Source organism: Nocardioides sp. REDSEA-S30_B4 (assembly GCF_001627265.1).
GTDB lineage: Bacteria > Actinomycetota > Actinomycetes > Propionibacteriales > Nocardioidaceae > Nocardioides.
Genome location: NZ_LUPI01000104.1, coordinates 1 through 14,639, shown reverse-complemented (window position 1 = coordinate 14,639; position 14,639 = coordinate 1). Strand labels below are relative to the sequence as shown.

The following is a 14,639-nucleotide window of genomic DNA, read 5'->3' as shown; positions in this document are numbered from 1 at the left end:
GTCGGCGTACGCTCGTGCATACCGGGTAGGCATCTGGCCTCCCCACGCTCGGGAGGTGGGCCGATGTCGGTCAAGCACGCGCTGCTCTCACTGCTGGAGCAGGAGCCGATGTACGGCTACCAGCTGCGCCAGGAGTTCGAGGCCCGCACCGGCGGCACCTGGCCGCTCAACGTCGGGCAGGTCTACACGACCCTGACCCGCCTGGAGCGCGACGGCCTGGTCGAGCCCGCCGCCCACGACGAGACCGCCGGGCCCGACGGTGACGACGCGACGCGGACCGCCACCCAGACCCAGGTGCGCTACCGACTCACCGACGCCGGTCGCGACGAGGTGGCCACCTGGTTCACCACCCCCGTCACCCGGTCCCAGCCGGCCCGCGACGAGCTGGCCATCAAACTGGCGCTCGCGGTCACGGTGCCCGGTGTCGACGTCGGCACGCTGATCCAGCGTCAGCGCAGCGCCTCGATGCAGGCGTTGCAGGACTACACCCGGCTCAAGCGGCAGGCCGGGGGTGAGCAGGAGCGCGCCGACCTCGCCTGGGGTCTGGTGCTCGACTCGCTGGTCTTCGCCGCCGAGGCCGAGATCCGCTGGCTCGACCACTGCGAGGCGCGGCTTCGTCGCGCGGCCCGCGAGGGCTCGGCCGCCGGGGGTGCGCGATGACCCCCCGCGCCCTGCCCAGCACCGCCGCCCGCGACCTGGCCCGCACCGAGGACCGCTGGCTGCGCAGCAGCGCCGACCGGCTCCGCCGCCGCGCGCTCGAGCGGAGGCTGGCCCGCGCCGACCGGCCCGACCTGTCGGCCACGGACGGGGAGGGCGGCCGATGAGCACGAAGGCCACCGCCCCCGTCCTGCGCCTGACCGACGTCCACCGCGTCCATGGCGACGGCGAGGCCGCCGTCCACGCCCTGCGCGGCGTCTCCTTCACGGCGTACGCCGGTGAGCTGGTCGCCGTGATGGGCCCCTCCGGGTCCGGCAAGTCGACCCTGCTGACCATCGCCGGCGGGCTCGACCAGCCCACGTCGGGGTCGGTCGAGGTCGAGGGCACCGACCTGGTCGGCTTGAGCCACGCCGAGCGCGCCCGGACGCGTCGGACCTCCGTCGGCTACGTCTTCCAGGGCTTCAACCTCGTGCCCGCGCTGACTGCCGCGGAGAACGTCGCCCTCCCGCGCGAGCTCGACGGCGTGCGGTCGGGCGAGGCCCGGCGTGACGCGCTCGCGGCGCTGGAAGAGGTCGGCATCGCGGACCTCGCCGACCGGTTCCCCGACGACATGTCCGGCGGCCAGCAGCAGCGCGTGGCCATCGCCCGGGCCATCGTGGGGGAGCGGCGATTGGTGCTCGCCGACGAGCCGACCGGCGCGCTCGACACCGAGACCGGCGAGGAGATCCTGCGCCTGCTGCGTGCCCGGTGCGACGCCGGCGCTGCCGGGGTGCTGGTCACCCACGAGGCGCGGCACGCCGCGTGGGCAGACCGCGTGGTGTTCCTGCGCGACGGCGTGGTGGTCGACGAGTCCGGCAGCGCGCCGGTCGATGACCTGCTCGAGGCCGGGCACGCGTGAGCGGCCGTCTCTCGGGCAGAAGGGGCGGGTGGTCGCTCGCCCTGCGGCTGGCCCGCCGCGACGCGATGCGGTCGAGGGGTCGCAGCCTCCTGACCCTGCTCATGATCGCCCTGCCGGTGGCCGCGGTGTCGATCGCCGACACCGTCTACGCGACCGCCGACATCTCCGGCGTCGAGGTCGTCGAGCGCCGGGTCGGGGGCGGGCAGGCGTTCGTGGACGCCGGGTACGGCGCCGGCTCGACGGTCTTCCAGATGCCCGACCCCGACGACGGGGTGGCGGTCGAGAGCAGGACCAGGGGCGGGGCCTCCCGCGATGCCATGACCCTCGAGGCGGTCGAGGAGGTCCTCGGGCCGCGCCCGGCGATCACCTACGCCCAGGGCTCCGTCGCCTACGAGACCGAGCTGGGGGTCGGTGACGTCGAGGTGCTCGAGGCCGACCTGACCGATCCGCTCGCGGCCGGCCTCGTGGACCTCACCGACGGGCGCTGGCCGACGAGCACCGACGAGGTCCTGGTCAACGCCGACCTCCTCGAGCGCGGCCCCGGCGAGGCCCTGAGCCTGCGCGATGGCACCGAGCTGCGCGTCGTCGGCACCGCCGAGAGCGGCTCCTACACGAACTACGCCCGCGCCTTCGCCCTGCCCGGCACCTTCGACCTCGGCGAGCCCAGTCGGTGGGTCGTCGGCGGCGAGCCGGTGACCTGGGACGAGGTCCTGGCGCTCAACCGCCTCGGCGCCACCGTGGTCTCCCGCGCCGTGCTCGCCGACCCGCCGCCCGACAGCGAGCTGCCCCTGGAGGTGCAGTGGGGGCAGAGCCTGCTCTCCGGGCCGGCCCTGACGATCCTGGTGCTCATCGTCGTGATGGTGCTGATCGAGGTCGTCCTGCTCGCCGGCCCGGCGTTCGCGGTCGGTGCCCGCCGCCAGGCCCGCACCCTCGCGCTCGTGGCGGCAGCCGGCGGGACGCCGGCCCAGGCGCGCCGGGTCGTGCTCGCCTCCGGTGTCGTGCTGGGTCTGGTCGCCGCGCTGCTGGGGGTGGTCCTGGGCCTGGTCCTCGCCTGGGCGGTGATGCCCGGCGTCCAGCGCTTCTCCGGCCAGCGGTTCGGCCCCTACGACGTGGTGCCGACGCACCTCGCGGCGGTGGCCGCGTTCGGCCTGGTCAGCGCCGTGCTCGCCGCGGCCGTGCCGGCCTGGCTGGCCTCCCGCCAGGACGTCGTGGCCGTCCTGGCCGGGCGTCGGGGCGACCCGAAGCCCTCGCGCCGCAGCCCGCTGCTCGGCCTCGTGCTGATGGGCGCCGGCATCGCCGGCGCGACGTACGGCGGGGCGCAGGGCACCTCGGGGGGTGGCGAGATCCCGATCGCGGTCTCGGCGATCGTCTGCGTGCTGGCGATGATCCTGCTGGCGCCGGTGGTGGTCGGTGTGGTGGCCCGGCTGGCGCGACGCCTGCCCCTGCCGCTGCGCTTCGCGGCCCGCGATGCCGCCCGGCACCGCACCCGCACGGTGCCGGCCGTCGCCGCGGTCGCGGCCACGGTGGCCGGGGTGGTCGCCCTCGGGATCGCGGTGTCCAGCGACGAGGCGCAGAACCGCGAGGGCTACACCGCGACCCTCCCCGACGACGCCGCGGCGATCGTCGACTACCGCCGACGCCCCGACCTGGACGCCATGGCGAGGCGGGTGGCCGAGGTCGCACCCGACGTCACCGTCGAGCGGGTCCTCGGCATCCGTGACAGCGGGCGGCGCCGGAACGAGGTCCGCGTCACCGGCCCCGACGGTGGCCGCATCCTCACCGGGTGGAACAGCACCCTCGGCTCCTCGATGCTGGTGGGTGACGCGGTGCCCGCGGCCATGATCGGTCTCGATGACGACCAGCGGGCGGCAGCCGATGCCGTGCTCGCCCGCGGCGGGGTCGTCGCGTTCAGCGACCGGGCCCTCGAGGCGGAGGAGGCGCGCGTGCGCCTGATCCGGCACGACGGCCGCGAGCGGCGGTCGACCAGGGTCGAGTTCCCGGCGTACTTCGTCACTCCCGAGGCGGACTTCCCGCCGGCCCAGGGGGTGCTGTCCCCGGCGGCGGCCGAGGAGCTCGGCGCGGAGGTCGTCGGAGCGGCGCTCTACCTGCCCGGTCCGCTCTCGACCGCCGAGGCCACCGACATCGACGAGGCCGTCTCGGGCATCGCGCGCAGCGCCAGCTTCTACGTCGAGCGCGGCTACCAGACCGACGACGAGACGATGATCGCCCAGCTCGTGCTCGGCGGGCTCGGGGCCGTGCTGATGCTCGGCGGCACGTTGACCGCGACGTTCCTGGCGCTCTCCGACGCGCGACCCGACCTGGCGACGCTGTCGGCGGTCGGGGCGACGCCGCGCACCCGACGCTCGGTCGCGGCGGCGTACGCGCTGGTCGTGGGGTTCGTGGGAGCAGTCCTCGGAGCGCTGGTGGGCGCGGTGCCGGGGATCGCCATCACCTACCCGCTGACCGGCCCCTACGACTACTACGGGGCGGGGCGGGCGGTGGGGCCGTCGCACTACCTCGACGTCCCGTGGCTGCTCGTCCTCGGGGTGGTCGTGGGCCTGCCGCTGCTCACCGCGGCGCTGGTGGGCGTCACCGCTCGCTCCCGCCTGCCCCTCACCGCCCGCCTCGACTGACCCATGAGACGCCGACCCGGCGCGTCCTTCCGGAAGTTTGCGCCGGTTCGACCCTCACTCCGTGCCGAGCCGGCGCGTCCTTCCGGAAGTTTGTGCCGGCTCGGCCGTCTCGGCAAGAAAAAAGCAGGGTTGACTGTTTGTTAGTGCCCGTGGTGGGCTGCGCGGGTGACGACGAGCCAGGGGGCTGCTCGCATGGAGCGCCGCGTGCCCCAGGAGGAGCGCAGCCGCGTGATGCGGGCGCGTCTGCTCGAGGCGACCGTCGAGCTGTTGGTCGAGCGCGGCTTCTCCGGTACGTCGACGACCCTGGTCAGTGAGCGGGCCGGTGTCAGCCGGGGCGCGCAGCTGCACCACTTCCCGACCAAGAACGACCTGGTCGTCGCCGCCGTCGAGCACCTGACCCAGGTCCGGGGGGCCGAGCTGGCCGCCGCGGCTGCGGCCGTCCCCACCCCGCGCAGCACCCGCGCGGTGCTCGACCTGCTCGGCGACCACTTCACCTCACCGGTCTTCACCGCCGCCCTCGAGCTGTGGGTCGCCGCACGCACCGACGCCGACCTGATGGCCGCGGTCGGACCGCTGGAGCAGAAGGTCGGCCGCGAGGTGCACCGGCTGACCGTCGAGCTGCTCGGCGTCGACGAGACCGCCCCTGGTGCCCGCGAGCTCGTGCAGGCCACGCTCGACCTGGTGCGCGGCCTCGGCCTCGCCAACACCATCACCGACGACCGGCGCCGGCGCGAGGCGATCCTCGACCGCTGGGCCCTGACCCTCGACGCCACGCTGACCGGGAGGACCCCCTGATGACCAGCAGCTCGCTGCTCGACGACCTGCTCGCCGACCTCACCGCGGAGGGCGACGCCCTGCGCGCGGTGGTGACCGGGCTGGAGCCCGACGACTGGCGCACCAGCACCCCCGCACCCGGGTGGACCATCGCCCACCAGGTCGCCCACCTCGCCTGGACCGACGAGCAGGCCGTGCTCGCCGCCCGCACCACCGACGCCGAGCGCTGGCCGACAGGCAAGGCCGACTGGGACGCCGTCGTGACCGCCGCGCTGGCCGACGTCGACGGGTTCGTCGACGCCGGGGCCGAGGAGCTCGCGGCCCTGCCGATCGAGGAGCTGCTCGCCCGCTGGGACGCCGGCCGCACCGCGCTCGGCGAGGCGCTACGGGCGGTGCCGGCCGGCGCGAAGATGCCGTGGTTCGGGCCGCCGATGTCGCCGGCCTCGATGGCCACGGCGCGGTTCATGGAGACCTGGGCGCACGCGCTGGACGTGTACGACGCGGTCGCCAACCCGGCCGCGGAGGGCGGTCGCCCGCTGCCCACCGACCGCATCAAGCACGTCGCGCACCTCGGCGTCCGCACCCGTGACTTCGCCTACTCCGTGCACCAGCAGGAACCGCCGGCCGAGCCGTTCCGCATCGAGCTGACCGCGCCCTCGGGCGAGAGCTGGACCTGGGGCCCCGAGGACGCCGAGCAGCGGGTCAGCGGGTCGGCGTACGACTTCTGCTGCCTGGTCACCCAGCGCGTGCACCGCGACGACACCGACCTGGTGGCCGTCGGTGACGACGCCGAGCACTGGCTGACGATCGCCCAGGCCTTCGCCGGCCCCGCGGGTGAGGGGCGGGACAAGCGATGAGCGCGACCACGAGCCCCGCTCGGGACCTGTTGGTCGGCAACTGCTCCGGGTTCTACGGCGACCGGCTCTCCGCGATGCGCGAGCTGGTCGAGGGCGCCCAGGAGGACGGCCGCCCGGTCGACGTGATCACCGGCGACTACCTCGCCGAGCTGACCATGCTGATCCTCGGCAAGGACACGATGAAGGACCCCTCGCTGGGGTACGCGCGGACCCACCTGCGCCAGCTCGAGGACTGCCTCGGCCTGGCGCTGGAGAAGGGCATCCGGATCGCCACCAACGCCGGCGGGCTCAACCCCGCGGGGCTGGTGGCGAAGGTCCGCGAGGTCGCGAGCGGGCTCGGGCTCGACGTCGCCGTCGCCCACGTCGAGGGCGACGACCTGCGTCCGCGGGCCACGGAGCTCGGCCTCGACGGTGCGCTCACCGCCAACGCCTACCTCGGCGGCTTCGGCATCGCCCGCGCGCTCGACGCGGGGGCGCAGGTGGTGGTCACGGGCCGGGTCACCGACGCCGCGCTGGTCGTGGGCGCCGGCGCCTCGCACTTCGGGTGGACCCCGGCCGACCACGACGCGCTCGCGGGCGCGGTCGTCGCCGGCCACGTCATCGAGTGCGGCACCCAGGCCACCGGCGGCAACTTCTCCGGCTTCCGCCAGCTGATGAAGGCCGGCATGGACCCCCGCAAGCCGCTCGGCTTCCCGGTCGCCGAGCTGCACGCCGACGGCTCCAGCGTCATCACCAAGCAGGCCGGCACCGGCGGCGCGGTCACCGTCGACACCGTCACGGCGCAGCTGGTCTACGAGATCCAGTCCACGCGCTACCTCAATCCCGACGTCACCACCCACCTCGACACCGTGCGGCTCGAGCAGCTCGGCCCCGACCGGGTCGGCATCTCCGGCGTCGTCGGCGAGGCGCCGCCGCCGCGGCTGAAGGTCTGCGTCAACGAGCTCGGCGGCTGGCGCAACTCCATGGAGCTCGTGCTCACCGGTCTCGACGTCGAGGCCAAGGCCGACTGGGTGCGCGAGCAGGTCTCCCCGCGGCTCACCGCGGCCGAGGTCGAGTGGAGCCGGGTGTCGCTGCCCGAGCTCGACGCCGACACCGAGGAGGCCGCGTCCACGCTGCTGCGCTGCACGGTCAAGGACCCCGAGCCCGGGCCGTGCGGCAAGGGCTTCACCGGCCCGCTGGTCGAGATCGCGCTGGGCTCCTACCCGGGGTTCACGATGACCACCCCGCCGAGCCAGCCGACGCCCTTCGGCGTCTACCGCGTGGCGTACGTCGAGCGCAGCGAGGTCGAGCACGTCGTCGTGCTCCCCGACGGCACCCGCGAGGTCGTGCCGGACCCCGAGGAGACCACCGAGGTCGACCACACGCTCGGCCTGCGCCCCAGCCCCTACCCGGCGCCGCCGGACACCCTCAACCGCCGTCTGCCGCTGGGCACGTTCGTGCACGCGCGCTCGGGCGACAAGGGCGGCGACGCCAACATCGGGCTGTGGGTCGCGCACGACGGCTCGGAGAAGTACGACGCCCGGGTGACCTGGCTGGCCAAGGTGATGAGTCCGCGCAAGGTGCGCGAGCTCGTCCCCGAGGCGGCCGACCTGCCCGACGACGCCATCGAGGTGCACTGCCTGCCCAACCTCGGCGCCGTCAACGTCGTCATCAAGGGCCTGCTCGGCGACGGGGTGGCCGCGTCTACCCGTTTCGACCCGCAGGCCAAGGGCCTGGGGGAGTGGATCCGCTCGCGCAGCGTGCACGTCCAGGAGGGATTGATGTGACCACCACGATCACCAACGACAGCGACGTCTTCACGCTGGGGGCGGAGTTCGCCCGGCGCGAGGTCGTCCCGCACCTGCAGGAGTGGGAGGACGCCGGCTCGCTGCCGCGCGAGCTGCACGCCGCCGCGGCCAAGCAGGGCCTGATCGGCCTTGGGTTCCCCGAGTCCGTGGGCGGCTCGGGCGGCGACCTGCTCGACACCGTCGACTGCCAGGAGGGCATCCTCTCCGAGGGTGGCACCAGCGGCCTGCTGGCCGGTCTGTTCACCTCCGGGATCGCGCTGCCGCACATGGTCGCGGCCGCCGAGCGCGGCGAGGGGCACGAGGGCGGCTCGAGCCTGGTGGACCGCTTCGTGCGCCCGACCCTGGCCGGGGAGACGATCGGCTCGCTCGCCATCACCGAGCCCGGTGGCGGGTCCGACGTCGCGGGCATCCGCACCACCGCCGTACGAGACGGTGACCACTACGTCGTCAACGGCGCCAAGACCTTCATCACCTCCGGCACCCGCGCCGACTTCGTCACCACCGCGGTGCGCACCGGCGGCCCCGGGCACGCGGGCGTGAGCCTGCTGGTGGTCGAGAGGGGCACGCCCGGCTTCACCGTCGACCGCGCCCTGACCAAGATGGGCTGGCACTGCTCCGACACCGCCCAGCTGTCATACGTCGACGTGCGGGTGCCGGTCCAGAACCTCGTCGGCCAGGAGAACGCCGGTTTCTACCAGATCGCCGAGCAGTTCGTCGTTGAGCGGATCGCGCTGGCCGTGCACGGCTACGGCATCGCCGCGCGGGCGCTCGACCTGACCGCGGCGTACTGCCAGGAGCGCGACACCTTCGGCAAGCCGCTGGTCGCCAACCAGGTGGTGCGGCACGCGCTGGTCGAGATGCGCCGCCAGATCGAGGTCGCGCGCAGCTACACCCGCGAGGTCGCGCGGCGTCACGTGGCCGGCGAGAACGTCATCGCCGAGGCCTGCCTGGCCAAGGAGACCGCCTGCAACACCGCGACGTACGTCTGCGACAAGGCCGTGCAGCTGCACGGCGGCACCGGCTACATGCACGGCACCGAGGTGGAGCGGCACTACCGCGACGCCCGGCTGCTGCCCATCGGCGGCGGCGCCACCGAGGTCCTCACCGACCTCGCGGCCAAGCTGCTCGGCTACACCCCCACCCGAGGAGATCGCTCATGAGCATCGGACAGCCCACCGGATCGGTCACCGTGACCATCGCCGCCCCGCCCGAGCAGGTGTGGGACCTGGTCACCGACGTGACCCGGATCGGGGAGTTCTCCCCGGAGACCTTCGAGGGCAAGTGGACCCGCGGGTCGACCGGTCCCGAGGTCGGCGCGCACTTCGCGGGGCACGTGAAGCGCAACGGCGTGGGGCCGACGTACTGGTCGCCCTGCAAGGTCACCGTGTGTGACCCGCCCGGAGTCGACGGCCCGGCGGTCTTCGAGTTCTCCGTCGGCACCGACTCGGTGCAGCTCAACAACTGGGGCTACCGGATCGAGCCCGACGGCGCGGGCGGCTCGAAGGTGACGGAGTACTTCCGCCTCGAGGCCGCGCTGCCGATGCGGGTCTACTGGCTGCTGCTGGGCTGGGCCCGCGGCAAGACGAACGAGAAGGGCATGCGCACCACGCTGGAGAGGATGAAGGCGGTGCTGGAGAAGTGAGCGACACCGTCACCGAGGCGGCGGCCGAGGAGGCCGCTGCGCCCACCCACCGCGAGGCGATGCTGGAGAAGATCGCCGCGCTGCACGCCGAGCAGGCCAAGGCGATCGCCGGCGGCGGGGAGAAGTCCGTCGCCCGCCACCACGCCCGCGGCAAGCTGCTGCCCCGCGAGCGCATCGAGCTGCTCATCGACGAGGGCACCGCGTTCCTCGAGCTGTCCCCACTGGCCGCGTGGGGCTCGGACTTCCCGGTCGGCGCCAGCGTCGTCACCGGCATCGGCGTCGTCGAGGGCGTCGAGGTGATGATCAGCGCCAACGACCCGTCGGTGAAGGGCGGCGCCTCGAACCCGTGGACGGTCAAGAAGATCTTCCGAGCCGCCCAGATCGCCCAGGAGAACGGGCTGCCCACGGTCTCGCTGGTGGAGTCGGGCGGCGCGGACCTGCCGACGCAGAAGGAGATCTTCATCCCCGGCGGCAAGCTGTTCCGCGACCTCACCCGGGCCAGCGCCCGCAAGGAGCCGACGGTCGCGCTGGTCTTCGGCAACTCCACCGCGGGCGGCGCCTACGTGCCCGGCATGAGCGACTACACCGTGATGGTGAAGGAGCAGGCCAAGGTCTTCCTCGGCGGTCCGCCGCTGGTGAAGATGGCCACCGGTGAGGAGTCCGACGACGAGTCGCTCGGCGGCGCCGAGATGCACGCCCGGGTCTCCGGCCTGGCCGACTACCTCGCCGAGGACGAGCGCGACGCCATCCGGATCGGTCGTCGCATCATCGCCCGCCTCAACCGGGAGCGGCGTGGGACGTCATACGGGCAGGACGTCCCCTCCAGCGCAACGTATGACGTCCCGGCGGTCGCACCGGCGTACGCCGAGCCCGACGCCGATCCCGAAGGCCTGCTCGACCTGATCCCCTCCGACCTCAAGGAGCCCTTCGACCCCCGCGAGGTCATCGCGCGGGTCGTCGACGGGGTCAGCCCCCGCAACGGGGTGGCCTTCGACGAGTTCAAGCCGCTCTACGGCACCTCACTGGTCACCGGCTGGGCGCGCATCCACGGGCAGCCGGTCGGCATCCTGGCCAACGCCCAGGGCGTGCTGTTCAGCGAGGAGGCCCAGAAGGCCACGCAGTTCGTCCAGCTGGCCAACCAGTCCGACACCCCGCTGCTGTTCCTGCACAACACGACCGGCTACATGGTCGGCAAGGAGTACGAGCAGGGCGGGATCATCAAGCACGGCGCGATGATGATCAACGCGATCTCCAACTCCACGGTGCCGCACCTCACCGTGATCATGGGCGCCTCCTACGGCGCCGGCAACTACGGCATGAACGGCCGCGCCTACGACCCGCGCTTCCTGTTCACCTGGCCCTCGGCCAAGTCCGCGGTCATGGGGCCGGCGCAGCTCGCGGGCGTCCTCGAGATCGTCGCGAAGCAGTCCGCGGAGTCCAAGGGCGAGGTGTTCGACGCCGAGGGCTTCGCCGGCATCAAGCAGATGGTGGAGGCCCAGGTCGAGGAGCAGTCGCTGCCGTTCTTCCTCTCGGGGATGTTGTACGACGACGGCGTCATCGACCCGCGCGACACCCGCTCGATCCTCGGCATCTGCCTGTCCGTCATCCGCAACAAGCCGATCGTCGGCACCGACCGATTCGGAGTCTTCCGGCCATGATCAACAGACTGCTGGTCGCCAACCGCGCCGAGATCGCCAGCCGCGTGTTCCGCACCTGCCGCCGGCTGGGCATCGAGACCGTCGCGATCCACTCCGACGCCGACGCGGGCCTGCCCTACGTGGCCGAGGCCGACACCGCCGTACGCCTGCCCGGCAACACGCCCGGCGAGACCTACCTGCGCGCCGACCTGGCCATCGAGGCCGCGAGGAAGGCCGGGGCCGACGCGATCCACCCGGGCTACGGCTTCCTGTCCGAGAACGCCGACTTCGCCCAGGCCGTCGTCGACGCCGGGCTGACGTGGGTCGGCCCGGACCCGTCGTCCATCACCTCGATGGGCTCGAAGATCGGCGCCAAGGAGCTGATGAAGTCAGCCGGCGTCCCGATCCTGGAGGCGCCGGAGTCACCGACCGAGGCCGACCTGCCGCTCCTGGTGAAGGCGTCGGCGGGCGGCGGCGGTCGCGGCATGCGCATCGTCCGCGCGCTCGCCGACCTCGAGACCGAGATCAGGAGGGCGCGCGAGGAGGCGGCGTCGGCGTTCGGCGACGGCACCGTCTTCGTCGAGCCGTACGTCGAGCGCGGCCGGCACGTCGAGGTCCAGGTCGTCGGCGACGGCGCGGGCGACGTCCTGGTGCTGGGGGAGCGCGACTGCTCGATCCAGCGTCGCCACCAGAAGGTCGTCGAGGAGGCGCCCGCGCCGGCGCTGCCGCAGGCGACCCGCGAGGCGCTGCACGAGGCCGCCCGCGCCGCTGCCGCGGCCATCGACTACCGCGGCGCCGGCACCGTGGAGTTCCTCTACGACGAGGACGCCGACCGGTTCTTCTTCCTGGAGATGAACACCCGGCTCCAGGTCGAGCACCCGGTCACCGAGCTGGTGCACGGCGTGGACCTGGTCGAGATGCAGCTGGCCGTCGCCGAGGGCCGTGGTCTCGGCGCCCGCTCCGGGCCGGCGGTCGAGGAGGTTGCTCTGCAACCGTCTCGAGACCCCGTCGGGCCCCAGGGCCACGCGATCGAGGTCCGCCTCTACGCCGAGGACCCGGCGGCGGACTACCAGCCGCAGTCGGGCGTCCTGACGACGTTCGAGGTCCCCGACGAGCCCGGGGTCCGGGTCGACGGGGGCTTCGTGACCGGCAGCGAGGTGTCGACGTTCTACGACGCGATGCTGGCCAAGGTGATGGTGCACGCGCCGTCGCGCGAGCAGGCCTGCCGCCAGCTGGCGGGGGTGCTGCGGCGTACCCGCATCCACGGCCTGGTCACCAACCGGGACCAGCTCGTCGCGATCCTCACCGACCCCGACTTCGTGGCGGGCCGCGTGAGCACGGCGTTCCTCACCGAGTGGGCACCGCCGACCCGGGACGCCGACTCCGACGCCCCGCTCGCGGCCGCGCTCGCCATCGCCGAGACGCAGCGGGCCGCGCGGACGGTCCAGCAGCGCATCCCGGTGGCGTTCCGCAACGTGCCGAGCCAGCCGCAGCGTACGGAGTTCGAGGGTGATCTCTCCGCCGAGTGGTGGGGCGGCCGGGACGGCTACAGCGCCGAGGGCGTCGTGGTCCTCGCGGCGGCGCCGGACGCGGTCACGATCGAGCGGGACGGTGTCGCGACGACGTACGCCTGCCGCGTCACCGGCCTGCCGGGGCGCGAGACCGTCGACGTCGACGCGCCGTCGGGCTACCGCCGGCTGGTGCGGGTGCCCCGGTTCCTCGACCCGTCCGAGCAGGTCGCGAGCGGATCGCTGCTCGCGCCGATGCCGGGCAGCGTGGTGAAGGTGCTCGTGGAGCAGGGCCAGCAGGTCGCCGCAGGCGACCCGGTGCTGGTGCTGGAGGCGATGAAGATGCAGCACACGGTGAGCGCGCCGACCGACGGCGTCGTCAGCCGACTCGAAGTGGCGCCCGGGACGCAGGTCGCGGCGGGCGAGGTCATGGCAGTGGTCGAGGAGAACACCGGTGGTTGAGGAGGTCGCGCAGCGACCGTCTCGAAACCCCGTAACCCAAGGAGAAGCATGAGCACGTTCAGCGAGACCGAGGAGCGCCAGGAGTTGCGCAAGCAGGTCGCCAAGCTGGCCTCGAAGTACGGCCGCGAGTACTTCGCGGAGAAGGCCCGCTCGGGTGAGAAGACCACGGACCTGTGGCTCGAGCTCGGGCGCGCGGGCTACCTCGGCATCAACGTGCCCGAGGAGTACGGCGGTGGCGGCGGCGGGATCGGTGACATCGCCGCGGTCTGCGAGGAGCTCGCGGCGCAGGGCTGCCCGATGCTGCTGATGGTCGTCTCGCCCGCCATCTGCGGCACGGTCATCGCGAAGTACGGCACCGAGGACCAGAAGCAGAAGTGGCTCCCGGGCATCTGCGACGGCACCGGGACGATGGCGTTCGCCATCACCGAGCCCGACGCCGGCACCAACACCCACAACATCACCACCACCGCGCGCCGCGACGGTGACGGGTGGGTGCTCAAGGGCCGCAAGATCTGGATCTCCGGCGTCGACGAGGCCAGCAACGTGCTGGTCGTCGCGCGTGCGGAGGACGCGAAGACGGGCAAGGTGAAGCCGGTCCTGTTCGTGGTCCCCACCGACGCGCCGGGCTTCGAGTTCAACGCGATCCCGATGGAGATCGTGAGCCCGGAGAAGCAGTTCCAGGTCTTCATCGATGACGTGCGGCTGCCCGCGGACGCGCTGGTCGGCGACGAGAACGGCGGCCTCGCGCAGCTCTTCGCCGGCCTCAACCCCGAGCGGATCATGGCGTCGTCGTTCAACACCGGCATCGCCCGCTTCGCCCTGGACCGCGCGGTCGCCTACGCCAAGGAGCGCGAGGTCTTCCAGGGCCCGATCGGCGGTCACCAGGCCATCGCGCACCCGCTGGCGCAGAGCCACATCGAGATCGAGATGGCCCGGCTGATGACGCAGAAGGCCGCCGCGCTCTACGACGAGGGTGACGAGTTCGCCGCCGGTGAGGCCGCCAACATGGCCAAGTACGCCTCCGCCGAGGCCGCCTGCGACGCCGCCGACCGCGCGGTCCAGACCCACGGTGGCTTCGGAGCCTCGCAGGAGTACGGCGTCGCCGGGCTGCTCGTCGCCACCCGCGTCGGCCGGATCGCCCCCGTGAGCCGCGAGATGATCCTCAACTTCGTCTCGATGCACTCGTTGGGGCTGCCGAAGTCCTACTGATCCACCACCTCGTAGCCAGACGGACCGAACGGTCGACCCAGAGCGCGCCCCACGCCTGCCGCCTCCGCGTGGGGGCGGTTCGGTCCGTCTGGCTACGAGCCCCGCGGGCGCGGGTCTCCATGGTCTCCGCACGGGTCCGGCAGCAGGATGGGCGCATGAGTGAGGACGTGCCCGCCGACGGGTCACCGGTGCGCGTGGCGGAGGAGCGGGACGCCGAGGTGCTGGCCGGTCTGCTGCGGGACTTCAACGCTGAGTTCGACACCCCGACCGACCCGGTGGTGCAGGTCGCGGCGCGGTTCGCGCGGCTCATCGGCGGACCGGCCGGGTTCGCGCTGGTGGCCGAGGAGGATGGGCCGGGCGGGCCGACGGCGTACGGCTTCGCGCTGGTCACCCTCCGACCCAGCGTGTACGCCGACGGGCCGGTCGCCGTCCTCGACGAGCTCTACGTCCGGCCCGACCGCCGCGGTGGCGGGACCGGCACGGCGCTGGTCGCCGCGATGCGCGCCGAGCTGTCCACGCGCGGCTGCGAGGAGATCCAGATCAACGTCGACTCGGTCGACACCGGGGCGCGACGG

Annotated in this window: 13 protein-coding genes; all 13 read left to right on the top strand. The window is 73.2% G+C overall.

The annotated features are described in order from the left end of the window. Positions 1-63: 63 nt before the first annotated feature. The gene (locus A6R01_RS17775) at positions 64-660 is read left to right on the top strand and encodes a PadR family transcriptional regulator (protein WP_292608840.1); all 597 of its coding nucleotides are present in this window, start codon (positions 64-66) and stop codon (positions 658-660) included. Then, complete coding sequence (locus A6R01_RS17770; protein WP_292608837.1) at positions 657-824, top strand: hypothetical protein; 168 nt, start codon at positions 657-659, stop codon at positions 822-824. The genes A6R01_RS17775 and A6R01_RS17770 overlap by 4 nt, the downstream gene beginning before the upstream one ends. Then, entirely contained in the window at positions 821-1,555 is a 735-nt protein-coding gene (locus tag A6R01_RS17765) for an ABC transporter ATP-binding protein (protein ID WP_292608834.1), read from the top strand. The genes A6R01_RS17770 and A6R01_RS17765 overlap by 4 nt, the downstream gene beginning before the upstream one ends. Beyond that, the gene (locus tag A6R01_RS17760; RefSeq protein ID WP_292608831.1) at positions 1,552-4,188 is read left to right on the top strand and encodes an FtsX-like permease family protein; all 2,637 of its coding nucleotides are present in this window, start codon (positions 1,552-1,554) and stop codon (positions 4,186-4,188) included. The genes A6R01_RS17765 and A6R01_RS17760 overlap by 4 nt, the downstream gene beginning before the upstream one ends. Before the next feature lie 165 nt (positions 4,189-4,353). After that, positions 4,354-4,983 (top strand): TetR/AcrR family transcriptional regulator, encoded by a 630-nt coding sequence (locus A6R01_RS17755; protein WP_366925128.1) that lies wholly within the window; start codon positions 4,354-4,356, stop codon positions 4,981-4,983. Then, positions 4,983-5,819 (top strand): TIGR03084 family metal-binding protein, encoded by an 837-nt coding sequence (locus tag A6R01_RS17750; RefSeq protein WP_292608829.1) that lies wholly within the window; start codon positions 4,983-4,985, stop codon positions 5,817-5,819. Before A6R01_RS17755 ends, A6R01_RS17750 begins: the two co-directional genes overlap by 1 nt. Beyond that, positions 5,816-7,585: an acyclic terpene utilization AtuA family protein gene (locus A6R01_RS17745; RefSeq protein WP_292608828.1), complete on the top strand. Its 1,770-nt coding sequence runs from the start codon at positions 5,816-5,818 to the stop codon at positions 7,583-7,585. Before A6R01_RS17750 ends, A6R01_RS17745 begins: the two co-directional genes overlap by 4 nt. Next, the gene (locus tag A6R01_RS17740; protein ID WP_292608825.1) at positions 7,582-8,766 is read left to right on the top strand and encodes an acyl-CoA dehydrogenase family protein; all 1,185 of its coding nucleotides are present in this window, start codon (positions 7,582-7,584) and stop codon (positions 8,764-8,766) included. The genes A6R01_RS17745 and A6R01_RS17740 overlap by 4 nt, the downstream gene beginning before the upstream one ends. Next, complete coding sequence (locus A6R01_RS17735) at positions 8,763-9,248, top strand: SRPBCC family protein (protein WP_292608823.1); 486 nt, start codon at positions 8,763-8,765, stop codon at positions 9,246-9,248. The genes A6R01_RS17740 and A6R01_RS17735 overlap by 4 nt, the downstream gene beginning before the upstream one ends. Positions 9,249-9,307: 59 nt before the next feature. Beyond that, positions 9,308-10,906 (top strand): acyl-CoA carboxylase subunit beta, encoded by a 1,599-nt coding sequence (locus A6R01_RS17730; RefSeq protein ID WP_292609082.1) that lies wholly within the window; start codon positions 9,308-9,310, stop codon positions 10,904-10,906. Beyond that, complete coding sequence (locus tag A6R01_RS17725; protein WP_292608820.1) at positions 10,903-12,855, top strand: biotin carboxylase N-terminal domain-containing protein; 1,953 nt, start codon at positions 10,903-10,905, stop codon at positions 12,853-12,855. Before A6R01_RS17730 ends, A6R01_RS17725 begins: the two co-directional genes overlap by 4 nt. Positions 12,856-12,903: 48 nt before the next feature. Then, complete coding sequence (locus A6R01_RS17720) at positions 12,904-14,064, top strand: acyl-CoA dehydrogenase family protein (protein ID WP_292608816.1); 1,161 nt, start codon at positions 12,904-12,906, stop codon at positions 14,062-14,064. Between the two features lie 155 nt (positions 14,065-14,219). Continuing rightward, positions 14,220-14,639, top strand: a 420-nt coding sequence (locus A6R01_RS17715) for a GNAT family N-acetyltransferase (RefSeq protein ID WP_292608814.1), incomplete at its 3' end; no start/stop codon positions are given.